Consider the following 22,842-nt stretch of genomic DNA (forward strand, 5'->3'; position numbering starts at 1 on the left):
CGAGGGGAACCATGTCCGCGTCCCACGGGAAGTGGACTCCCGGGGCGGAAATCTCCTCCTTGTGGAGGAGATCAGACGGAACACGGCGACACGGCGCGCGCCGCCTTGCCGAACGCAGCTGGAGCCGGCCCGGACGTTCGCGGTGCACCCTGGCGCCCTAGGTCGTGTCCGCAAAGTCCCGCCTGCCGCCCGGCGCCCGGCGAAGCGCCCCGTGGATCACTCCACGGGGCGCTCGGCGCAGCCGTGCTCAGTCCTCGTCGGCGAGGATCAGGTACAGCTTCTTGCGGGCCTCGCCGATGACGGCGAGCGCCTTCTCGCGCTGCTCCTTGGTACCGGTCTTCCAGACCTGGCCGAAGGCCTCCATCAGACCGAAGCCGGCCTGCCGGATCTCACCGAGGGCCTCCCAGTCGACCCCGCGGGAAGCCTCTTCCCAGGGGGCCTCCGGGCCTGCCTCGGCCGCCTCGCGGCCCGCCTCGGTCAGGGAGAACAGCTTCTTGCCGCCCTCGCTCGCACTGACGATCAGGCCCTCGTCCTCCAGCAGCTGAAGGGTGGGGTACACCGAGCCGGGGCTGGGCTTCCACGCCCCGCCGCTGCGCTCGGCGATCTCCTGGATCATCTCGTACCCGTGCATCGGACGGTCCTTCAGCAGGGCGAGGATCGACGCCCGTACGTCACCGCGCCGCGCCCTCCCCCGAGGCCCGCCGCGACCCCTGGGCCCCCACGGGCCCGGTCCGAATCCGGGTCCGCCGAAGCCCTGACCGCCCGGCCCGAACGGTCCGAAGGCGCCGCGGCGCCCTTCGGAACCATCTCGGCCACGACCTCCGTGCCCACCGTGTCCACGCTCGAATCCATGGGAACGCATCACCATCACTCCATCCATCGTTGATCTGTCGCGATGCTTCAACGATATATCGGAAACAATCGAGCGACAAGCCCTTTTCGAGCTGCCTGATCGGGCGCCCCGTCGGTGGCGGGGTCCAGGGTGCGGCGCTGTGGACGCTGCTGATCTCGCACGTCGGGCCCGTGCCGCATCGGGCTTCCTCCCGACCGCGCTGGTCACCCGGCTGCCGGCACGCGGCCACGAGCGGGAGGTGGACGTACATGCCGCGCATGGGAGTGGGCGCGGCTGCTGGGCGAGCGGCGGCAGCCCGAGCGGGCGTCGGACGTCCTCACCCCGTAGGTGGCGACGGGCTGGTGGCCGACAGTTCCGGCCCAGGCGGAACTGCTGGAGGACCGGGGGCGGGCCGAGGAGGCGGTCGCCCTGCCCCGGGCCGAGCGCCTCGTCGACCGCGGCCGGGTCGAGGAGGCGCTGCGCGCCCTGCGGCAACCCCCGCCGGCCGATCCGGTCGTCGTTCCCGGGGCCGGCGGCCACCCCACCGAACCGCCCTTCTGAGCGGACATCGGTCCAGCACCCCCGGATTGGCCTTGGCCCTCCCCTCCCGGCACCCCCTACCGTCGGCGGCATGCGCATGCGAATCGTCGACGCCTTCACCGACCGCCCCTTCTCCGGCAACCCGGCGGGGGTCCTCCTCCTCGACGCGTTCCCGGCGGACGCCTGGCTCCAGGACGTGGCCAGGGAGGTCAACCATCCCGAGACGGCGTTCGCGCACCGGCTGCCCGAGGGCGGGCAGGCCGACTGGGCGCTGCGCTGGTTCACGCCCGCCGCCGAGGTGGCCCTGTGCGGTCACGCCACCCTGGCCACGGCCCACGTCCTGCACAGCACCCGCGCCCACGAGGGCCCCGTGCGGTTCGCCACCCGCAGCGGAGTCCTCGTCGCCACGCCCCGCCCGGACGGTTCGATCACGCTCGACTTCCCGACCGCCCCGCTGACCCCCGTACCGGTACCCGACGGGCTCGCCGAGGCCCTCGGCGCCGAGCCGCTGAACGCCTTCGACACCGGCCCGTACGTCGGCGACCTGCTGGTCGAACTCGCCGACGAGAAGACGGTCCGTGCCCTGACCCCCGACTTCCGGGCGCTCGGCGCGCACTCCGAGCGCGGCGTCATCGCCACCGCCCGCGCCGAGGACCCCGCCCTGGGCCACGACTTCGTCAGCCGCGGGTTCTTCCCGAACGTCGGCGTCGACGAGGACGCCGTCACCGGAAGCGCCCACACCGCGCTCGCGCCCTTCTGGTCCGAGCGCCTCGGCGGCACCGAGCTCACGGGCCTGCAGGCGTCCCATCGCCCTGGGCACGTCCGGGTCGAACTGCACGGCGACCGCACCCTGCTGAGCGGACGCGCGGTCACGGTCATCGAGGGCGAGTTGAACGCGTAGAGGGCCGCCGGGCACCGCGAAAGGGGGCGTACGAGTGGTTCGTACGCCCCCTTCGGCACAACCGGCGGGTCAGGCCGTCGGCAGCCAGTCCACGCGGCCCGCCAGCAGGGCGTATCCGACGAACGCCCCGATGTCGAGCAGGGTGTGGGCGACGACCAGCGGGCCCACCCGCCCCCAGCGCCGGTAGAGGAGGACGAAGACCACACCCATCACCATGTTGCCGAGGAAGCCGCCGATGCCCTGGTAGAGGTGGTACGAGCCGCGCAGCACCGAGCTGGCCACCAGCGCGGTGCCGGGCGTCCAGCCCAGTTGCCCCAGCCGCCGCAGCAGATACCCGACGACGATGACCTCTTCCAGGACGGCGTTCTGCAGGGCCGACAGGATCAGCACCGGATACTTCCACCACACGTCCGGCAGCGCCTCGGGCACCACGGTCAGGTTGAAGCCGAGTTCGCGGACGGCGAGATAGAACGCGATCCCGGTGCTGCCGATGACCGCCGCGATCCCCGCTCCCCGCCCCAGGTCGAACCAGGGCCGCCCGCGGTCGAAGCCGATCGTCCGCATGCTCCGCCCCTCCCGCATGAGGAGGTGCGCGACCAGCGCGACGGGCACCAGCGCGCTGGCGATCCCGAACAGCTGCCAGGCCAGGTCCAGCCAGGGACGCCCGGGCGCGGCCGAGGCGTTGAGCGTGGCCGCCTGGTCCTTGAGGCCGCCCGGCTTCGTCACGGACCCGACGAAGCTGATCAGGGCGGACACCCCGCTCGCGCCGAGCGAGAGCGCGAGGACGAGCAGCGTCTCATCACGGAGGATCCGCCGTGCGGGCCGCTCGCGCGGAAAGGATTCGGCCAGGGGATCTGCCTCGCCCTGCACACCTGCCTCCAGTTGGCTAATCCCGTCTCATCCTGATCGCCGCCCCGCTAGGGTCTCGAAAAAAGTCACGAGGACCGTGCGGGGCCCGCCGTCGGGGGACGGGGTTCCGGTTCCGTACGGGGCGCACCGCCCGCACCGCCCCTCCGCCCGCCGCACAGCGGAGTGCGGCGCGGGAGCGGGCGGGGCGACAGGGAGGGGCACCACCGTCATGGGACGTCACAGCTTGCCCGATCAGTATGGAGCGGGCAGCAGCGACCCCCGTCGGCGTGCCTTCCGGCGCAGGCTGGCGCTGGTGACGGCCATGGCGCTGACGGTGGCCGGCGGTACCGCCGCCGCGGTCGCGGAGGGCCTGCTCTCCTTCGGCACGTCGTGCCAGGACGACGCGGTACGGCTGAGACTGGTGGCCGCCCCCGAGGTGGCGCCCGCGCTGGAGACGGCCGCCGGGCGGGCCCGCCGGGCCGGTCTCACCTCGGACGGGCGGTGCGTGGCCGTGACGGTGGTCGCGCGCGAGCCGCACCAGGTCGCCGCCGCACTGACGGCGGACGAGGACCCCGGTGCCGAGGTGTGGGTGCCGGACTCGCAGGCGTGGGTGCAGCGGCTCACGGCGAACGGCGGGACGGCCGAGGTCTCCACGATCGGCAATGTCGCCACCTCGCCGGTCGGGGTCGCGATGGCCCCGGCCGCCGCGAAGTCGCTGGGCTGGCCGGACCGGACGTACACCTGGACGGAGCTGGCCGCGGCCACCCTGGGCGGCGGTCCCGCGTGCGGCTCGGGGCGGCCGATCCGGCGCGCAGCGCGGCCGGGCTGCTCGCGCTGACCCGGGTGAGCGCGGCCGCGGGCGCGACGAAGGGCGGGGACACCCGTGCGGCGGGGCTGATGAAGGCGCTGTCGGAGCGGGTCACCGACGGCGACGGCCAGGTCCTGGAGACGCTGCCGCGCGACACCTCGGACACCGAGGCGGCCAACCCCCGGCGCAATCAGGCGGTGATCCTCAGCGAGCAGGCCGCCCTCCGCTACAACGCGGCCACCGAGGACGCCCGTGACCTGGACTTCTTCTACCCGGACGACGGCGCTCCGCGGCTCGACTACCCGTACGCGCTGCTCGACCAGACCGGGCTGACGACCGACGAGAGCCGGGCGGCCATCCGGTTCATGAGCTATCTCGACGACCCGGAGCAGCAGCGCCTGCTGGAGCGCCACGGCTTCCGCACGTCCGACGAGAGGGTGCCCGACGGCCTGGTCGCGCGGGCCGGGGGCAGCCTCTCCCAGCCGTACGCGAAGCCCGTGGACCGGCCGGCGACGGCGGTCGCGCTGCAGGAGGCCCTCGGCGTCTGGGAGATCACCGTGCGCAGCGCGCGGATCACCATGGTCGTGGACGCCTCCGCGTCCATGGAGGAGCGCGTGCCGGGGACCGAGAAGTCCCGGATGAACGTCACCAAGGCGTCGCTGCGGCGCGCGCTGGACACCTTCACGGCCGACGACGAGATCGGCCTGTGGGACTTCTCCACCGCGCTGGACGGCGCCAAGGACTACCGCGTGCGGGTGCCGGCCGGGCGCCTCGGGGACAGCGAGGGCGACGTCACCCAGCGGGACCGGCTGGAGACCGCGTTCGGAAAGCTGAAGCCGGTGAAGGACGGCGCGACGGGTCTGTACGACACGACGCTCGCCGCGTACCGGGAGGCGACCTCCACCTATGCGAAGGGCCGGTTCAACGCGGTGGTGGTCCTCACGGACGGCGTCAACGAGGACCCGGGCAGCGTCTCACGGGCCGGTCTCCTCGCGCGGCTCGAGGAGCTCGCCGACCCCAAGCGCCCGCTCCCGCTCATCATGATCGCGGTGGGCCCGGACGCCGACCGCGAGGAGGCCGACCGGATCGCGAAGGCCACCGGGGGCTCGGGGCACGAGGTGACGGACCCGGCCCAGATGGAGACGGCCATCCTCAAGGCGATCGTGAAGGCGGCGTCCCCGGACCGGCGGAGCTGACGGCGAGCCGCCCGCCCCGCCGGGCGGTCCTCACGCCGCCGGCACCGGCTCCGGCAGGCCCACCGGCCAGGTGTGCACGGGCTCACCGCTGTGCATCAGCTCGCGGTAGCGCCGGGTGGTCGCGGCCAGAGCGGCGTCCCGGCTCAGCCCGGCCTCCAGCGCCCGGTGGAACGTGGCCGCCTGCCAGGACGCGCCGTTGGTGCGCCGGCGGCACCGCTCCTCGATGACGCCCAGGTAGAAGTCGCGGTCGGCCGGTTCGACCCCCCACGCGTCCAGCCCTGACTCGGCCAGCGGCAGCAGTTCGTCGCGGACGAGGCTGACGGCGTCGACCTCGGCCATGGCGCCGTGCCGTCCGCGGCGCGGCCAGAGCAGCCGGGCGTCGATGCCGTCCTTGCAGGCGGCGTCGAAGTTGGCGGCCGCGGCCTCGAAGGGCATCCGCGTCCAGACGGGCCGCGTCTCCTCGGCGAGGGCGCGGACGACGCCGTAGTAGAAGGCCGCGTTGGCGATGATGTCGGTGACGGTGGGTCCGGCGGGCAGGACGCGGTTCTCCACGCGCAGGTGCGGTACACCGTCGGCGATGTCGTAGACGGGCCGGTTCCAGCGGTAGACGGTGCCGTTGTGCAGCACGAGCTCGGAGAGGGTGGGGATGCCTCCCGCGTCCAGCACCTCGAGCGGGTTCTCGTCGTCGCAGATCGGCAGCAGGGACGGGAAGTAGCGCAGGTTCTCCTCGAAGAGGTCGTACGCCGAGGTGATCCAGCGCTCCCCGAACCAGGTGCGCGGCCGCACGCCCTGCGCCTGGAGCTCGGGCGGGCGGGTGTCGGTGGACTGCTGGAACAGGGGCGGGCGGGACTCGCGCCACAGCTCGCGGCCGAAGAGGAACGGCGAGTTGGCGCCGACCGCGATCTGTGCGGCGGCGACCGCCTGGGCGGCGTTCCAGACATCGGCGAAGCGGCCCGGGGTGACCTGCAGATGCAGCTGCACGGAGGTGCAGGCCGCTTCGGGCGCGATCGACTTCGAGGTGCACGTCAGGCGTTCCACGCCATCGATGTCGAGCGTGAAGTCCTCGCCGCGGGCGGCCACGATCTGCTCGTTGAGGAGCGCGTAGCGGTCCACCTCGGAGAGGTTCGAGGAGACCAGGTCGTCACGGTCGAGGGTCGGCAGAATGCCGATCATCACGATTCCCGCGTCGACCTCTCCCGCTTTTCGGTCGGCATATGCCAGCGACGTACGGAGTTCCTCGCCGAGCTGGTCGAAAACACGCCCCTCCAGTCGGTGCGGGGCTATGTTGACCTCCAGATTGAACATCGCGAGTTCCGTCTGGAAGTCCCGGCTGGCGATGCGCTCCAGTACCTGTCCGTTCAACATTTTCGGCATACCGTCGGCGCCGGCGAGATTCAACTCGATCTCCAGCCCCAGCAGATTCCTGGGACGGTCGAAGCGCTGCTCCTCCAGCAGCCGCTCCAGCCCCGTCAGACACTGCCGCAGCTTGTCGCGGTAGTGCTGACGATCGGACAGGTCGAACCGACCTGCCACGACCTTCTCCCCCATCGATGTCCTCCTCGGATGGGCGGGCCGAGGATCGGCCGCCGGTCTCGCGGGTCAGGTGCAATGATGCCCAGCCAAGGCGATCGATAACGTCCCCGCCCGGGCGTGTGGCCCGCTAGTCTGTTCCGATGTGACCGGTGGCACATTCACCGGGCAAGCGGCACAGCGCAGTTTCCGCGGGCTCACGAACTCGTGAAAAACGCCGACGACAATTGGCCGACCGCGCCCCGGACGTTTTTCGAGGTCATCACCACACCTCCGGCCGGCAATGGGGATTTTCTCCCGCATATCGCCGACCGAATGCACCCTTGCCGTGTACACCAGGACCGGCTAGATGAAACATCATCTGAACAGTCGTCGTATAAACTGCGCTATCAGGCAGAGGGTCGGCACCCGCGGTCCCCGTACCTGTCGTCCAGGTGACGTACGGCAGGCCCGACATCCCCCGCGCTTCAGGACCCCGGCTCCCCGGCACCTCTGGCCTCCCCCCGAGCAGACAGCGCTGTCCGCCCTGCCCCGCCCTCGCGCCATCGTGCCTGTCGAATGAGAGGCGACCCACCATGCCGCTGCATGTTCCCCCGGCTCCCGCGCCCGCCCTGCGTTCCGTCCTGACCGCGCTCGGTTCCCCCACCGCCGTCAGCGAGGCCCGAACTCCCTCCCTGCGCGCCGCGCAGGGGCCCACCACCCCTGAACTCCCACTGCCCGTCCATGTCCTGGACGAGCTCACGCCGGGAGGCCTGTCCGCGACCCGGCTGGCCGGGTGGCGCTTCCTGATCCGGTGCGGCGAACGCGCGGTGGCCGCCGCCGAGACCCGGCTGACCCCCGACGGCTGGACCTTCTCGCACTTCTTCGAGGGCCCCTACATCACCTCGACGGAGCGCGCGCTGCGCCAGGCCGAGACGCTGACGCAGCCGTACCAGCCGCGTCTGCTGTCGTTCCCCGGCCTCTACATGCTCACCCTGTGGCTGCACGCCGGCAGCACCGCCGACGCCGCCTCCGGCCACCCCGACCCCGCGGACGTCCTCATCCCGCTGGCCCCGGCGCCTCCCGGCATCGCCTCCCATGTACCGCACCGGGTGGCCGACCTGCTGCCCGTCCTCACCCTGCGGGCCACCCCGACGCCGCTGCCGCCCCTGCCACCCCTGCTCGGTTCGCCGGCCTGACCGGCCGAGGCGCGAGGTCCGCGTACCCCGTCACCGCTCCCGGTGGCGGGGTACGCGGCGTTGGGGGCCACCGGGGACCCGCCGGGACTAGCCCCTTCCGGTCAGGTGGAACCACCCGAAGGGACAGGGCGGTGGGGATGAACCGCTCGCGCGGGTGACGCGTCATCAACCAGTGAGAAGCGGTGCTGCCAAATCCCTGCGGATTACCGGCCGTAGGGCAACACTGGGTTCCGACCGACTTATACAACGGGGGGCGGCCATGAGCGAAGCTTCACGCCGCGACACAGACACACCAGCCATCTCATCCGTCACGACAGAGCGAAAGATCCCTTCCATGTGCCAGCACCAACCACCGTGCCCGACAGCCGACTCCGCCGACCGGGAATCCGCCCGACTCGTGGCGCACCACCCGGAGCAGGGCTGGAGCCTGCTGTGCAACGGCGTTCTCCTCTTCGAGGACACCGGTGAACTCCTGCCGGACGGCCAGATCATCGCCCCGCACCGTCCGCTGGGCGCCGCCAAGGTGGTCACCGCCGCGTAGCCCGCGGTACCGGGCGGCGCCCGCCGCACGCCCGGAGTACTTCCAGGGGCCGGTCGCAGACTCCGACTGCGAGCCGGCCCCCACGTGTGTCCGGGCACGCTCACGCAGCGTAGTCCCCCGTGTCTGCCGGGCGAACGGCGAAAGGGCTCCGCCCCCGGCCGGTACGGCCTTGGGCGGAGCCCTTCGGGTCGGCGGGCGGTCAGCCCTCGTACGCGTCCATGGGCGGGCACGAGCACACCAGGTTCCGGTCGCCGAAGGCCTGGTCGATCCGGCGCACCGGGGGCCAGTACTTGTCGGCGGCGGACACCCCGGCCGGGAACACGGCCTCCTCGCGGCTGTACGCGTGCTCCCACGCGCCGCCGAGCGCACCGGCGGTGTGCGGGGCGTTGCGCAGCGGGTTGTCCTCGGCGGGCCACTCGCCCGAGCCGACCTTCTCGATCTCCGCGCGGATGGCGATCATCGCGTCGCAGAACCGGTCCAGCTCGGTCAGGTCCTCGGACTCGGTCGGCTCGATCATCAGCGTGCCGGCCACCGGGAAGGACATCGTCGGCGCGTGGAAGCCGTAGTCGATGAGGCGCTTGGCCACGTCGTCCACGCTGACGCCGGTCGCCTTGGTCAGCGGCCGCAGGTCGATGATGCACTCGTGCGCGACCAGCCCGCCCGGACCGGTGTAGAGCACCGGGTAGTGCGGCTCGAGGCGCTTGGCGATGTAGTTCGCGGACAGCACGGCCACCTGCGTGGCCCGCTTGAGGCCCTCGCCGCCCATGAGGCGGACGTACGCCCACGAGATGGGCAGGATGCCGGCGGAACCCCAGGGAGCGGCCGAGATCGGGCCGACGCCCGTCTCGGGACCGGCCGCGGGCTGCAGCGGGTGGTTCGGCAGGTACGGCGCCAGGTGCGCGCGCACGCCGACCGGGCCGACGCCCGGACCGCCGCCGCCGTGCGGGATGCAGAAGGTCTTGTGCAGGTTCAGGTGCGAGACGTCGCCGCCGAAGTGGCCGGGCTTGGCCAGCCCCACCAGCGCGTTGAGGTTGGCGCCGTCGACGTACACCTGGCCGCCGGCCTCGTGCACCTGCGCGCAGATGTCGGCGACGTGCTCCTCGAACACACCGTGCGTGGACGGGTAGGTGATCATCAGCACGGCGAGCTCGTCACGGTGCTTCTCGATCTTCGCCCGCAGGTCCTCGACATCGATCTCGCCGTCCTCGGCGGTCTTCACGACGACGACCTTCATCCCGGCCATCACGGCGCTGGCGGCGTTCGTACCGTGCGCGGAGGACGGGATCAGGCAGACGGTCCGCTGGTCGTCGCCGTTGGCCCGGTGGTAGCCGCGCACGGCGAGCAGACCGGCCAGCTCGCCCTGCGAGCCGGCGTTCGGCTGGAGGGAGACCTTGTCGTAGCCGGTGACCTCGGCGAGACGCTCCTCCAGCTCGCGGATCAGCGTCAGATAGCCCTCCGCCTGCTCGGCGGGCGCGAACGGGTGCAGCTGGCCGAACTCCGGCCAGGTCACCGGCTCCATCTCGGTCGTCGCGTTGAGCTTCATCGTGCAGGAGCCCAGCGGGATCATGCCGCGGTCGAGCGCGTAGTCGCGGTCGGCGAGCCGGCGCAGGTAGCGCAGCATCGCCGTCTCGGAGCGGTGCTGCCGGAAGACGGGGTGCGTCAGGTACTCGTCGCCGCGCAGCAGCGCCTCGGGCAGCGCGTCCCCGGCCGCCGCGTCCAGCGCGTCGATACGGCCCTCGACGCCGAACGCCTTCCACACGGAGGAGACCTGGGACCGGGTGGTCGTCTCGTCGCAGGCGGCGGACACATGGTCGGCGTCGACGAGGCGCAGGTTCACCCCGTGGTCGCGGGCGGCGGCGACGACGTCGGCGGCCTTCCCGGGCACGCGGGCCGTCACCGTGTCGAAGAACGAGCCGTGCACGACCTCGACCCCGCCGGCCGACAGGCCCGCGGCGAGGATCGTGGCGTAACGGTGCGTCCGGGCGGCGATGCCCTTCAGGCCGTCGGGGCCGTGGTAGACGGCGTACATGCCGGCCATCACGGCCAGCAGCACCTGGGCGGTGCAGATGTTGCTGGTCGCCTTCTCCCGGCGGATGTGCTGCTCGCGGGTCTGCAGGGCGAGCCGGTACGCCTTGTTGCCGTCGGCGTCGACGGACACGCCCACGAGGCGGCCCGGGAGGCTGCGCGCGAACTTCTCGCGCACCGCCATGTAACCGGCGTGCGGCCCGCCGAAGCCCATCGGCACACCGAACCGCTGCGTGGTGCCCACCGCGATGTCCGCGCCGAGCTCGCCGGGCGACTTCAGCAGGGTGAGCGCGAGCAGGTCGGCGGCGACGGTCACCAGGGCGCCGAGCTCATGGGCCTGCTCGATGACGGGTGTGAGGTCCCGTACGGCACCGGAGGCGCCCGGGTACTGCAGGAGCACGCCGTTGATCTCGCGCTCGGCGACCTCGGCCGGGATGCCGTCGCTGAGGTCGGCGACCACGACCTCCACACCGGTGGGCTCGGCGCGAGTCTGTATCACGGCGATCGTCTGCGGAAGGGCGTCCGCGTCGACCAGGAAGAGGCCCTTCTTGTTCTTGCCCATGCGCAGCGACAGGGCCATCGCCTCGGCGGCGGCGGTGCCCTCGTCCAGCAGCGAGGCGCCGGAGGTCGGCAGCCCGGTGAGGTCGGCGACCACCGTCTGGAAGTTCAGCAGGGCCTCGAGCCGGCCCTGGGAGATCTCCGGCTGGTACGGCGTGTAGGCCGTGTACCAGGCCGGGTTCTCCATGACGTTGCGCAGGATGACCGGCGGGGTGAAGGTCCCGTAGTAACCGAGGCCGACCATCGAGTCCAGGACCTGGTTCCGGTCGGCGAGGGAGCGCAGCTCGGCCAGCACCTCGGCCTCGGTCCGGGCGCCGGGCAGGTCGAGCGCGTCGGCGTTCTTGATCACGTCCGGGACCGCGGCGGCGGTCAGCTCGTCGAGGGAGCCGTAGCCGACGTGGGCGAGCATCTTGGCCCGCGCCTCGGAATCGGGACCGATGTGACGCTGCTCGAAGGGAATCCCTTGCTCGAGCTCGGAGAGCGGAATGCGATGGGCGGTCATTGCGGAGGCCTCCTGGTCTGACGCGACCTTCGAGGGGCACCACGGCACGGGTACCCGGACGGCCTCCCCCTCTGTCATCTCAACCTGAGAGCTTCACCGGGGCGCCCGAGGGTCCCGGCTTTCACCGTCGGTGAGGGCGGGAGCCGTCGACACCCGCCCTGCTTTCCAGAGTGACCTCGTCCGTGCGGTACGTGTGCCTGAGAGATTCCGGGGAGGATTTGCTCCTTCGGCGCCTCCGGTGATCTCCGGAGGACTCTCCCGCACGGGGTCAGCAGCCGGTTCCAGCCTACCAGCGGGGTCGCCGCACGAACCTTCGAGTGGCCGCCGTCACGGATCTGGCTTTTCGTAGTGCTGACGGATGACTTGCGACCAAGTGGAGGGACCGTGCAGACCGACATCGATCCGCGCAACCTGATCGGCCGCAAGGCCTTCGACCGCAACGGCACCAAGATCGGCACCATCGACGAGGTGTACCTGGACGACGCGACCGGCATACCCGAATGGGCGGCGATACGCACCGGCCTGTTCTCCCGCGACGCCTTCGTCCCCCTGGAGCCCAGCGAACTGGTGGAGGGCACCCTGCACGTCCCCTTCGACCGCGCCCTCATCAAGGACGCCCCCGACTTCGGCGTGGGCCGCCACCTCTCCCCCGAACAGGAACTCCAGCTCTACCACCACTACGGCCTCGACGTGGCCCCGGGCCCCCCGCCCCCCGACCACGACTTCGGCACCCTGGCCCCCACGAACACCCCCGACGACAAGACCCCACACCCCTGACGCGGGCCACACACCCGACGCCCCAGCACCCGGCACCCCAGCCACCCGGCCACGCCCCACCCGCGGCCGCGGTCGGTCGCACCGCGACCGCGACCGCGACCGCCCCGGCGCCCCGCTCCGCAGCTGCGCAGGCACCCGCCCCGCCCGCCCTGGCTGCGGGCAGTCGTGCCGCTGGGCGGCACGGGTCGGCGCAGGCACCCGCAAGCGCGGCCAAGCGACCCTCCGCCCCGCACCAGCGCTCCGCACGCGCCCTAGCCCCGCACCACAGGGGGCGCCACCCCCCGCACACCAGAACCCGACGCCTCCCCCCACCCCGAAACCAACGGCAACGGCTCCGCCCCCTCCAACGCCGGATCATCGACCCGGAACGTCCGCACCCGCCCCGGCCCGGACTCCGGCGTCTCGAACCGCACGGTCACGCGTCCGACCCCACTCCCCTGCACCCACCCGTGCCCGTACTCGGCATGCCGCACATCGTGCCCCGCATGCCACCGCCGCTCGGCCGCCTGCCCCTCGGCACCCCCGTCACCGGCCTCGTCCCCCACGGACGCGGACGCATCAGAAGTGCTCGCGCCACCCCCAGGCCCGAACTCCCCCTCGCCGTCACTCCCGTCCCCCACGCCCGCCGCCCCTTCCTCGGCACCGCCCCCCGCCCCCGCCGCCTGCGCGAACAGATCCTCCTGGGTGTAGTCGGCGAGCCCACTCACCCCGACCCCCAGCAACCGCACACCCCCGGTCGTGTCCACCCCCTCCAGCAGCCGCGCGGCAGCCTCCCGCACCACCGCCGGATCATCCGTCGGCCCCCGCAACGTCTCCGACCGTGTCAGCGTCGAGAAGTCGTACCGCCGCACCTTCAGCACGATCGTCCGCCCCGAGAGACCGGCCCCCCGCAACCGCCCCACACACCGATCGGCCAGCCGCTGCACCTCGAGCCCCACCCGCACCCGGTCATGGATGTCCACGTCGTACGTGTCCTCGACGGAGACGGACTTCGCCTCCCGCTCGGCCACCACGGGCCGTTCGTCGTGCGCCAGCGCCATCGCGTACAGGGCGTGCCCGTGCGCCTTTCCCAGCAGCCGCACCAGCTCGTCCTCACCCGCCTCGGCGATCTCCTCCACGGTGTGGATCCCGGCCCGCCGCAGATGGTCCCCGGTGGCCGGCCCCACGCCCGGCAGCACCCGCACGGACATCGGCCCGAGCAGCGCCCGCTCGGTCCCCGGCTCGATCAGCACCATCCCGTCCGGCTTCGCCTGTTCCGAGGCGATCTTCGCGACCATCTTGGACGCCGCGAGCCCCACCGACCCGGCCAGCCCGGTGGCGGCCCGTATGTCGGAGCGCAGCTTCACCCCCACCAGCCGGGCGGACTCCGCGTCCCAGGCCACTCCCCCGGCCTCCAGGTCCACGAACGCCTCGTCCAGGCTCAACGGCTCCACCAGCGGCGACAGCTCCCGCAGCAGCCCCATCACACGCTCGCTGACATCCCGGTAGATGGAGAAGCGCGGCACGAGATACGCGGCGTTGGGCGCGAGCCGCCGCGCCTGGGCCATCGGCATGGCGGAGTGCACCCCGAAGATCCGCGCTTCGTACGAGGCCGTGGCGACCACCCCACGCGGCCCCAGCCCGCCCACGATCACGGCCTTCCCCCGCAGGCTCGGCTTGGACGCCTGCTCCACCGACGCGTAGAAGGCGTCCATGTCGAGGTGCAGGATGGTGGGCGCGTTTCTCACAGTTCCGATGCTGCCCTACGGCACTGACAACGCGCCCTTGCGCCTCAGACCGCGCGGTTGCGCCGCCGTGCCAGCTCGTCGGCCGGGTTGTGCCCGACCAGCGTCTCCCCGGTGTCGATCCGCTCCCCGTGCAGCTGCGACAGCGCGCTCTCGACGTCCCGCCACACCACCCCCACGGCGATCCCGAAGATCCCCTGCCCGCCCTGGAGCAGCGCGTGGACCTCGTCCGGCGACGTGCACTCGTACACGGTGGCGCCGTCGCTCATCAGGGTCAGTCGTTCCAGGTCCCGGAATCCCTGCTCGCGCAGATGCTGGACGGCGGTCCGGATGTTCTGCAGGGAGACACCGGTGTCCAGGAAACGCTTCACGATCTTGAGGACGACGACGTCCCGGAAGCTGTACAGGCGCTGCGTGCCCGACCCGTACGCCGGCCGCACACTGGGCTCGACGAGTCCGGTGCGGGCCCAGTAGTCCAGTTGCCGGTACGTGATCCCGGCGGCCGCGCAGGCCGTCGGACCCCGGTACCCGATCTGTTCGGATGCCATGGACGCCGCCCCTCCGCCGCTGCTCGGCACGGCCGCCGGTCGTTGCGGGGCGTGATCGGCCGCACCGCCCTGGACAGCGCTGCCGTGAAGCGGGTACGGGCCGCTCGCCCCGAGGCCGCGCTCGGGTGCACCCCCAGCCGTACCGCCGCCGCTGCTTCTCACGCCGACCTCCGTCCTTGACCTGCCTTCTCGACGGTAGGCAGTCACCGGGGGTGCGTCAACGATCGCCACACTCGGCACGCCGAGTGATAATCACCCTACGAGTGGTTTCCCGTGCCCCGTCGCGGGGAAAGGCTAGCCGAATGCGCCCGAACCGGGCCCCATGACGCCCTCCCTCGCCCGTGGCACATGCCCGGCATCCGGGCCGTGACGGACCGTGGGCCGCGCGCTCCGGACCAGGCCGGCGGGCCACTCACGCCGTCTCACTGACTGCTGGTGCCGAAGTCCTCCGGCGAGATCTGGTCGAGGAACTCGCGGAACTTCTCCACCTCGTCCTCCTGCTCGTCCGGGATCGCGATGCCCGCGTCGTCCAGCACACCGTCGCTGCCGTAGATCGGCGTTCCGGTGCGCAGGGCCAGCGCTATGGCGTCGGACGGACGGGCGCTCACCTCGACACCGCTGGCGAAGACCAGCTCGGCGTAGAAGACGCCCTCACGCAGATCGGTGATGCGCACTTCGGTGAGCTCCTGGCCGACCGCCTCGAGCACGTCCTTGAAGAGATCGTGGGTCAGCGGTCGTGCGGGGGCCATGCCCTGCTGGGCGAAGGCGATCGCCGTCGCCTCCCCGGGCCCGATCCAGATGGGGAGGTAGCGGTCGCCTCCCACTTCACGCAGGAGCACGATCGGTTGGTTGGAGGGCATTTCGACCCGGACACCTACGACATCGAGCTCGTTCACACAGCAACCCTAGGCCGTGCTCGGGACGTTTGGGTAGTCGGGCCCGGATCGGGTGGCCGATCCGGCCGATCCGTGCATGCGCCGCTCAGGGCAGCCGCACGCCGAGCGCCGTCTGCATCAGCGCGGCGTGCAGCCGGACGGTGAGCCCCGCCAGTTCCTTGGCCCTGGCCTCGGCATGAGCCCTGGTCTGCGGGTTGCGGTGCCGCTTCAACGGCGCGACGACCTGCTCCACGAGTCCGGCCTCACGGTCTGCGGCGGCCTTCATCACCCGCAGGTGCCGCGGCTCGATGCCGAAGCGGCCCAGCTCGGCCACGAGCGTGGCCACGGTCACCGCCTCCGCGTCATAGGCGCCGTCCGGCAGGGGGGTGATCAGCCCGTACGACTCCCACTCGGCGAGCTGCTGCTCGGCGATCCCCGCCGCCGCCAGCAGCTGCGCCCTCCCGAGGCGGGCCGCTGTACGCTCCTCGACCGGCTCCAGGACCCCGTCGCCGTCACGCTGCCGGCACAGCGCGGGCAGGGCAGCCGCCTCGCCGCGCTCCATGGCGTCCAGATGCTCGCGGATCACCTTCAGCGGCAGATAGTGGTCCCGCTGCATCCGCAGGACGTGGCGCAGCCGCTCGACGTCCTGCTGGCCGAATTTGCGATAGCCCGACGGCGTGCGGCGTGGCTCGACCAGCCCTTCCGACTCCAGGAAACGGATCTTGGAGATCGTGACGTCAGGGAACTCCTCGCGGAGCACGGTCAGCACCGTGCCGATGCTCATCGGCCGACCGTCCGTGGCGGCGGCGCCGTTCCCGGCACCGCCGCTCGGTGTTTTCAGCATGGACCTTCCCTGGGTCTCCCCGGACGGGTCCGGGGGAGGTCAGAAGCCCCGCTGGCTCGCGTAGAAGACCAGCCGGTACTTGCCGATCTGCACCTCGTCGCCGTTGTTCAGAGCGACCTGGTCGATCCGCTCGCGGTTGACGTACGTGCCGTTGAGGCTGCCGACGTCGGCCACCGTGAACGAGCCGTCCTGGGCGCGGCGGAACTCCACGTGCCGGCGCGAGACCGTCACGTCGTCCAGGAAGATGTCGCTCTGCGGGTGCCGCCCGGCGGTGGTCAGATCGCCGTCCAGCAGGAAGCGGCTGCCCGAGTTCGGTCCACGGCGCACCACCAGGAGCGCGGAACCCACCGGCAGCGCGTCGACGGCGGCCTGTGCCTCCGGGGAGAGCGCGGGAATCTGCGTCTGCCCCGTGGTCTCGGCGTCGTAGGCCTCGATACCCGAGATGGAGATCGTCGACGTCGTCTCGGACGGGCGCTCGGGCACCCCGCCGGCACGCAGCGGCGCGCCGCAGTTGGAACAGAAGCGGCTGTTCTCCGCGTTGCGGTTACCGCACCTCGTACACACCAGGGCCGACATCGGGGAAAACCCTCCACCCGTACTCGAGGCTGACGGTTGCCCGAAACCTATGTCGCCGGACTGGCCAGGGTCAACAGACGGCGCGCCCTGACCTCCGGAAATGTCACCGCCCGGTCCAGGGACCTGGTCCCTGAACAGAGGGCGCTGCCCTTCCTCGTCCCCTTGTGCGCGGTGACGAGTGGTCGCGTTCTCGTCTCGCGCACTCTTGCCGAACAGCTTCCCAAACAACTTCACGGGCGATTCCCCTTGACCGAAACAGACCCGCCCGTGGGGCAGGACGAACCCTGACTGAACCTACTGGCCGACCCGGACATCTTCACAACGTCCGTCTCCGCCAGACAGTTTCCACCACGCACCACCCAATCGGTGCGCCGACCCCCCGCAACCTCATGCCCTTGCCGGATGTCCCCCATGCACCGCCGGTTCACCTGGAGGACGACCGAGCGTAGTCAGGCCGCTTCGCCGCTCGCAAGGCGTCCACAACGATCTTGTCAGACCGCTCGATGGTCACGGTGGCCTGCTCCTTCTCCAGTGTCTGGACCACGCCTCCCGGGATGTTGAGGGCCGGCTCCAGGTCCTGCGGCTTGCCGATGACCTTGAAACGATACGGGGCGTTGATCTTGTTCCCGTCGACGCTCACGGTGTTGCCCGCGTCGGACAGATAGGTGCCGGCGACGATGCGGACACCGTTCACCTGCATCGCCTCCGCCCCGGCCGCGCGCAGCTCCTGGATCGCGTCGAGCAGCATGTCCGCCTCGACCGTCCCCTTCGTGTCGTCGATGGTGATCGTGATGCCAGGTCCCTCAGCGGCCACGGTGCCCGCGAGGATGCCGAGTTGCTTCTCCTTCTCGACCGTCTGCCTGCGGGCCTCCTCGGCCTGGTCGGAACTGTTCTCCAGTTCGTCCCGCTGCTTCTCGAGACCTTGCTTCTCGTCCTCAAGACGCTGACTGCGGTCATCGAGTTCATCGAGGATGCGGACAAGATCTTCCTGGCGTGCTCCGCGCAGCGCGCTGTCGCCGTCGCTGTTCGAGGCGACCTGGACCGCGAGACCGAAGCCGAGCCCGAACAGAAGCAGCGCCACGATGAGTTGGGCCCGGCTCACCCGCGGCGGCCACAGCCCCTTCACCAGCCGCTGCCGGCCGGTCAGCTCCGCCGGGCGGTCACCGTGCTCCTCAGAGGCCTCAGGAGCCTCTTCGGGGCCGGCCTGCACCTCCTCGGGCAACTCCTCGCGCAGCCGGTTCTCCGGGGTGCCGTCCTGGTTGCTCATCGGCCTCACGCCCGGAAGACGTGCCGGCGGATCGCGGCGGCGTTGGAGAAGATCCGGATGCCGAGCACCACGACGACGCCGGTCGACAGCTGCGCGCCCACGCCCAACTTGTCGCCCAGGAACACGATCAGCGCGGCCACGACCACGTTCGACAGGAACGACACGACGAAGACCTTGTCGTCGAAGATGCCGTCGAGCATGGCCCGCAGACCACCGAAGACGGCGTCGAGAGCCGCCACGACGGCGATCGGCAGATACGGCTCGACGACCGCCGGAACCTCGGGCCGGACCAACAGGCCGGCCACGACGCCCACGACGAGGCCCAGTACGGCGATCACGATGTGCCCTTCTCAGTTGTCTCGGTGTTCGGCTGTGCTGTACGGACGATCACGCTCGGTGCCGCGGGCAGGCGGAGGTCCTCCTGCGCGGAGATGCTGGTCCGGATGCCGAAGTTCTCCTGCAGGGCGTTCAGGTACAGCCCGTCGGCGCTGTCCTGGAAGGCGCGGCTCAGCCGCTCCCCGTCCCCCACCGCGAGCACCGTGTACGGCGGCACCAGCGGCCTGTTGTCGACTAGTATCGCGTCACCCGCGGCCCTGATCGCGGACAGGGCGGTCAGCCGCTGCCCGTTGATCGAGACGGCCTCCGCGCCGGACTCCCACAGTCCGTTGACGACGCGCTGCATGTCGCGGTCGCGCACCCGCCCGGTGTCCGAGAAGCCGGACGACCCGCGTGCGTCACCCCCGGCGGCGTCACCGGCCTCCTTGGCGTCGTCCACGACCAGCTTCACGCCCGGCCCCGTCACCTCGACGGCGCCGGACAGGATGCCCACCAGATCGGCCTGCTCGCCGTGACCGGCCGACTTCAGCGCCTCGCGCTGGCGCGCGCTCACGTCGGCGCGCAGCTCGTCGACCGTCTTCTCCAGCTCGTCCGCCGCCTCGGTCTCCTTCTCGACGCGGTCGACGAGCTCTTCACGCTCCTTGGCGACGACGGGCGCCGCCACGCGCGCCTGCGCCGCTCCCACGGTCACCACGAGTGCCGCGAGCACCAGGCCCACGGCGAGCCCCAGCTTGGCCCGCAGCGTCTTGGGCAGCCCTCCGTCACCGGCGGCCTTCTTGCGGGCGGCGGCCTCCGCGTAGCCGTCGTCGAGACTGTGATCCATGACGTTGGTGAGCAGCGACATGGACGCGTCCGGACGCGGCGGGCGCGTGGGTGTGCTCCGAACGGGGGGCTGCGGCATGCCGCACATCGTCGCACGTCGCCGCCGATACTCCGAATGGCCCCACCGGCTGTGCCGGACAGGCCCCTTTCCGGGGTGCCTGTCCGGCACGCGTGCCTACGCGGGACTCAGCGTCCGGCGCTGTCCACGACCGCCGCCCACTCGTCGAGCAGCGCCTGGGCGGACGCGTCGTCCGGGCCCTCGGCCCACAGGTGGGTGACGGCCTCGGCCGGGTCGGGCAGGACCATCACCCAGCGGCCGTCCGTCTCCACGACCCGCACACCATCGGTCGTGTCGACAAAGCGATCCCCGGCCGCCTCGACGACCCGGCGCATCACGAGCCCCTTGACGGCCCACGGGGTCGCCAGGTCCCGCTTGAGGACGTGCGCCCGCGGGATCCGCGCGTCGATCTGGCTGAGCGTGAGCTGCGTACGCGCCACCAGACCGATCAGCCGCACGAAGGCGGCGGTGCCGTCGAAGACGCTGCTGAACTCCGGGATGATGAAGCCGCCGCGGCCGTCGCCACCGAAGATCGTGGCCTCGTCGGCGCCCACGCGGGTGAGGTCGTCGGGCGACGTCGTCGTCCACTCGACCTGCGTCCCGTGGTAGGCGGCCACCTGCTCCGCGATCCTCGTGGTGGTCACCGGCAGGGCCACACGCCCGCTCCGCCGCTCCGCGGCCACCAGGTCGAGCAGGACGAGCAGAGCCCGGTCGTCCTCGACGATCCGCCCCTTCTCGTCGACCAGCGACAGCCGCTCACCGACGGGGTCGAACCGCACACCGAACGCGGCCCGCGCCGACGCCACTATCTCGCCCAGTCGCACCAGCCCCGACCGCCGAGTGTCGGCGGACTCGGTGGGCCGGGACTCGTCGAGACCGGGATTGATCGTCAGCGAGTCCACGCCCAGCTTGCCGAGCAGACTGGGGAGCACCAGACCGGCGCTTCCGTTGGACGCGTCCACGACCACCTTGAGCCCGGACTCGGCGATCCCGGTCGTGTCGACGTTCCGCAGCAGCGACCCGGTGTAGGAGTCGAAGACACTCGCCGGGAAGTGCAGATCGCCGATCTCGCCCGGGAACGCGCGCCGGTACTCCTGCCGTGCGAAGACCCGGTCCAGCTTGCGCTGACTGGCCTGCGACAGGTCGGCACCCTGCCCGTCGAAGAACATGATGTCCACCGAGTCCGGCACTCCGGGCGTCGTGCGGATCATGATGCCGCCGGCACTGCCTCGCGCGGTCTGCTGCCGCGCGACCGGCAGTGGCACGTTCTCCAGGTCCCGTACGTCGATGGCACTGGCCTGCAGCGCGGAGATCACCGCCCGCTTCAGCGCCCGCGCACCACGCGAGTGGTCACGGGCCGTCGTGACGGTGGCCCCCTTCTTCAGGGTGGTGGCATACGCACCCGCCAGCCGCACCGCCAGCTCGGGCGTGATCTCGACGTTCAGGATGCCGGAGACACCGCGGGCACCAAAGAGATGCGCCTGGCCTCTGGACTCCCAGATCACCGAGTTGTTGACGAAGGCACCGGCCTCGATGGTCTTGAACGGGTACACCCGCACATTGCCCTGAACGATCGATTCTTCACCGATCAGGCACTCGTCACCGATGACCGCGCCGTCCTCGATCCGCGCGGCACGCATGATGTCGGTGTTCTTGCCGACGACGCAGCCACGCAGATTGGAGTGCTGGCCGACGTACACGTTGTCGTGCACCACGGCCTTGTGCAGGAAGGCACCGCTCTTGACGACGACGTTGGAGCCGACGACGGTGTGCTCCCGGATCTCGGCGCCGGCCTCGACCTTCGCGTAGTCACCGATGTACGCCGGGCCGCGCAGCACGGCGTCGGGGTGCACCTCGGCGCCCTCGGCCACCCACACACCGGGAGAGATCTCGAAGCCGTCGAGTTCGACGTCGACCTTGCCCTCCAGGACGTCCGCCTGAGCCTTCACATAGCTCTCGTGCGTACCGACGTCCTCCCAGTAGCCCTCCGCGACATAGCCGTAGATGGGCTTGCCCTCCTTCATCAGCTGAGGGAAGACGTCACCCGACCAGTCCACGGGCACATCGGCTTCGACATAGTCGAATACCTCGGGCTCCATGACGTAGATACCGGTGTTCACGGTGTCCGAGAAGACCTGGCCCCAGGTCGGCTTCTCCAGGAAGCGCTCGACGCGGCCCTCCTCGTCGACGATCGTGATACCGAATTCCAGCGGATTCGGCACACGCGTCAGACAGACGGTGACCATCGAGCCCTTTTCCTTGTGGAAGTTGATGAGCTCGGTGAGGTCGAAGTCCGTCAGGGCATCGCCGGAGATCACGAGGAAGGCGTCGTCCTTCAGTGCTTCCTCTGCGTTCTTGACGCTTCCGGCGGTACCGAGTGGCTTCTCCTCATTGGCATACGTGAGCTCCATACCGAGCTCTTCGCCGTCACCGAAGTAGTTCTTGACGAGAGAGGCCAAGAACTGAACGGTAACGACGGTCTCATTCAGCCCATGCCTTTTGAGCAGGCGCAGCACATGCTCCATGATCGGCCGGTTGGCCACCGGCAGGAGCGGCTTGGGCATGCTCGAGGTCATAGGGCGAAGGCGCGTGCCTTCGCCCCCGGCCATCACGACGGCCTTCATGTCGGAAGCGTCCTCCTCCAGAGACGACGGTCTAGCCGACTTCACCCGTCCGTATTGTCCCGCACTTTTCCCGTGCGGGCCATCGAGCCGCTACGCCCTTGGCAATCGGCGAGTTCAATCGGCCATGGCGGCGTCCGCGCGAACGAGGCGGCGGACTTGTACCACGTAGAGGACTCCTGCCCACCAATAGAGCGTTGTACCCCATCCGGCGAACGCCCATCCGAAAATAGCAGCGAGTGACGAGATCCAACCACTACCGTCACTGAGCAGCAGCAACGGGAACGCGTACATCAGGTTGAAGGTGGCCGCCTTCCCCAGGAAGTTCACCTGCGGCGGCGGATACCCGTGCCGCCTGAGGATGCCCACCATGACCAGGAGAACCAGCTCCCGCGCCAGCAGTACACCGGTCAACCAGAGCGGCAGAATCTCCCGCCACGTGAGGCCGACCAAAGTCGAAAGAATGTAGAGCCGGTCGGCCGCCGGGTCGAGAAGCCGGCCGAGGCTGCTGATCTGGTTCCAGCGCCTGGCGAGCTTGCCGTCCAGGTAGTCGCTGACACCACTCAGGGCCAGCACCAGAAGCGCCCAGCCGTCACTCTTGGGCCCACCGAACTCGGGCCGCAGAATCAGCCACAGGAACAGCGGCACGCCAACGAGCCGCGCCATGCTGAGGATGTTGGGGATGGTGAGGACCCGGTCTGTCTGGACACGGGTCTCCTGGACCTCCACCCGGGGGCCTCCTGTGGTGAACGAACCGACGATGCTCCCCGACCCTACCTCAACACAAAAAAGCTCCGGCTCTCGGGCTGTTACGCCCAAGAGCCGGAGCTCTAAAAGGAGTTCGGCGGTGTCCTACTCTCCCACAGGGTCCCCCCTGCAGTACCATCGGCGCTGTAAGGCTTAGCTTCCGGGTTCGGAATGTAACCGGGCGTTT

At 70.8% G+C, this 22,842-nt stretch carries 19 protein-coding genes, 1 rRNA gene, 1 pseudogene and 1 riboswitch; of the genes and pseudogenes, 6 read left to right on the forward strand and 15 right to left on the reverse strand.

From position 1 onward, the window contains the following. Positions 1-247: 247 nt before the first annotated feature. Positions 248-862: a PadR family transcriptional regulator gene (locus ACFV46_RS09505; RefSeq protein ID WP_385497655.1), complete on the reverse strand. Its 615-nt coding sequence runs from the start codon at positions 860-862 to the stop codon at positions 248-250. Positions 863-1,180: 318 nt separating this feature from the next. Between ACFV46_RS09505 and ACFV46_RS09510 the strand changes: the two genes are divergently transcribed. Beyond that, positions 1,181-1,393 (forward strand): hypothetical protein, encoded by a 213-nt coding sequence (locus tag ACFV46_RS09510; RefSeq protein ID WP_376728392.1) that lies wholly within the window; start codon positions 1,181-1,183, stop codon positions 1,391-1,393. Between the two features lie 70 nt (positions 1,394-1,463). Beyond that, positions 1,464-2,273, forward strand: a complete 810-nt coding sequence (locus tag ACFV46_RS09515) for a PhzF family phenazine biosynthesis protein (protein WP_385497656.1) — start codon at positions 1,464-1,466, stop codon at positions 2,271-2,273. 69 nt (positions 2,274-2,342) lie between these two features. Here ACFV46_RS09515 and ACFV46_RS09520 read toward each other — a convergent pair whose 3' ends face one another. Then, a complete protein-coding gene (locus ACFV46_RS09520; protein ID WP_376728391.1) occupies positions 2,343-3,143 on the reverse strand; it encodes a CPBP family intramembrane glutamic endopeptidase in 801 nt (266 codons plus the stop codon). Positions 3,144-3,351: 208 nt separating this feature from the next. On the opposite strand from ACFV46_RS09520, the pseudogene ACFV46_RS09525 reads away from it, so the two are divergent. Then, positions 3,352-5,126, forward strand: a pseudogene (locus ACFV46_RS09525) (substrate-binding and VWA domain-containing protein). Positions 5,127-5,156: 30 nt separating this feature from the next. On the opposite strand, the gene ACFV46_RS09530 reads toward ACFV46_RS09525, so the two are convergent. Next, positions 5,157-6,674 (reverse strand): glutamate-cysteine ligase family protein, encoded by a 1,518-nt coding sequence (locus tag ACFV46_RS09530; RefSeq protein ID WP_376728389.1) that lies wholly within the window; start codon positions 6,672-6,674, stop codon positions 5,157-5,159. Between the two features lie 557 nt (positions 6,675-7,231). Between ACFV46_RS09530 and ACFV46_RS09535 the strand changes: the two genes are divergently transcribed. Then, the gene (locus ACFV46_RS09535) at positions 7,232-7,834 is read left to right on the forward strand and encodes a hypothetical protein (protein WP_385497657.1); all 603 of its coding nucleotides are present in this window, start codon (positions 7,232-7,234) and stop codon (positions 7,832-7,834) included. Between the two features lie 334 nt (positions 7,835-8,168). Further along, entirely contained in the window at positions 8,169-8,375 is a 207-nt protein-coding gene (locus tag ACFV46_RS09540; protein WP_361933408.1) for a DUF5999 family protein, read from the forward strand. 199 nt (positions 8,376-8,574) lie between these two features. Here ACFV46_RS09540 and gcvP read toward each other — a convergent pair whose 3' ends face one another. Continuing rightward, entirely contained in the window at positions 8,575-11,460 is a 2,886-nt protein-coding gene (gene gcvP, locus ACFV46_RS09545) for an aminomethyl-transferring glycine dehydrogenase (RefSeq protein WP_361933411.1), read from the reverse strand. A gap of 175 nt (positions 11,461-11,635) precedes the next feature. Continuing rightward, positions 11,636-11,731, reverse strand: a riboswitch (glycine riboswitch). 113 nt (positions 11,732-11,844) lie between these two features. Here gcvP and ACFV46_RS09550 point away from each other — a divergent pair. Beyond that, complete coding sequence (locus tag ACFV46_RS09550) at positions 11,845-12,237, forward strand: PRC-barrel domain-containing protein (RefSeq protein ID WP_361933414.1); 393 nt, start codon at positions 11,845-11,847, stop codon at positions 12,235-12,237. Between the two features lie 251 nt (positions 12,238-12,488). Here ACFV46_RS09550 and ACFV46_RS09555 read toward each other — a convergent pair whose 3' ends face one another. The 11 genes from ACFV46_RS09555 to rrf form a co-directional block, all read right to left on the reverse strand. Next, positions 12,489-13,964, reverse strand: coding sequence for a DNA polymerase IV (locus ACFV46_RS09555; protein WP_385497659.1), 1,476 nt, complete (start codon positions 13,962-13,964; stop codon positions 12,489-12,491). A 44-nt stretch (positions 13,965-14,008) separates the two neighbouring features. After that, a complete protein-coding gene (locus ACFV46_RS09560; protein ID WP_361933419.1) occupies positions 14,009-14,671 on the reverse strand; it encodes a MerR family transcriptional regulator in 663 nt (220 codons plus the stop codon). A gap of 260 nt (positions 14,672-14,931) precedes the next feature. Next, positions 14,932-15,405: a bifunctional nuclease family protein gene (locus ACFV46_RS09565; RefSeq protein WP_004002801.1), complete on the reverse strand. Its 474-nt coding sequence runs from the start codon at positions 15,403-15,405 to the stop codon at positions 14,932-14,934. A gap of 85 nt (positions 15,406-15,490) precedes the next feature. Continuing rightward, the gene (locus ACFV46_RS09570) at positions 15,491-16,228 is read right to left on the reverse strand and encodes a MerR family transcriptional regulator (RefSeq protein ID WP_151782970.1); all 738 of its coding nucleotides are present in this window, start codon (positions 16,226-16,228) and stop codon (positions 15,491-15,493) included. A gap of 39 nt (positions 16,229-16,267) precedes the next feature. Further along, the gene (locus ACFV46_RS09575; protein ID WP_361933422.1) at positions 16,268-16,804 is read right to left on the reverse strand and encodes an FHA domain-containing protein; all 537 of its coding nucleotides are present in this window, start codon (positions 16,802-16,804) and stop codon (positions 16,268-16,270) included. Between the two features lie 424 nt (positions 16,805-17,228). Further along, positions 17,229-18,071, reverse strand: coding sequence for a DUF881 domain-containing protein (locus ACFV46_RS09580; protein WP_361933425.1), 843 nt, complete (start codon positions 18,069-18,071; stop codon positions 17,229-17,231). Positions 18,072-18,076: 5 nt separating this feature from the next. Further along, entirely contained in the window at positions 18,077-18,409 is a 333-nt protein-coding gene (locus ACFV46_RS09585; protein WP_003988855.1) for a small basic family protein, read from the reverse strand. Beyond that, the gene (locus ACFV46_RS09590) at positions 18,406-19,317 is read right to left on the reverse strand and encodes a DUF881 domain-containing protein (protein ID WP_361933427.1); all 912 of its coding nucleotides are present in this window, start codon (positions 19,315-19,317) and stop codon (positions 18,406-18,408) included. The genes ACFV46_RS09585 and ACFV46_RS09590 overlap by 4 nt, the downstream gene beginning before the upstream one ends. Positions 19,318-19,415: 98 nt before the next feature. Beyond that, positions 19,416-21,911 (reverse strand): mannose-1-phosphate guanyltransferase, encoded by a 2,496-nt coding sequence (locus ACFV46_RS09595; RefSeq protein WP_361933429.1) that lies wholly within the window; start codon positions 21,909-21,911, stop codon positions 19,416-19,418. 114 nt (positions 21,912-22,025) lie between these two features. Beyond that, positions 22,026-22,637: a CDP-alcohol phosphatidyltransferase family protein gene (locus ACFV46_RS09600; RefSeq protein WP_062674484.1), complete on the reverse strand. Its 612-nt coding sequence runs from the start codon at positions 22,635-22,637 to the stop codon at positions 22,026-22,028. A 110-nt stretch (positions 22,638-22,747) separates the two neighbouring features. Then, a 5S ribosomal RNA gene (gene rrf / locus ACFV46_RS09605) occupies positions 22,748-22,842 on the reverse strand; the annotation flags it as partial.

Origin of the sequence: Streptomyces sp. NPDC059852 (assembly GCF_042731455.1) — a bacterium.
Lineage (GTDB): Bacteria > Actinomycetota > Actinomycetes > Streptomycetales > Streptomycetaceae > Streptomyces.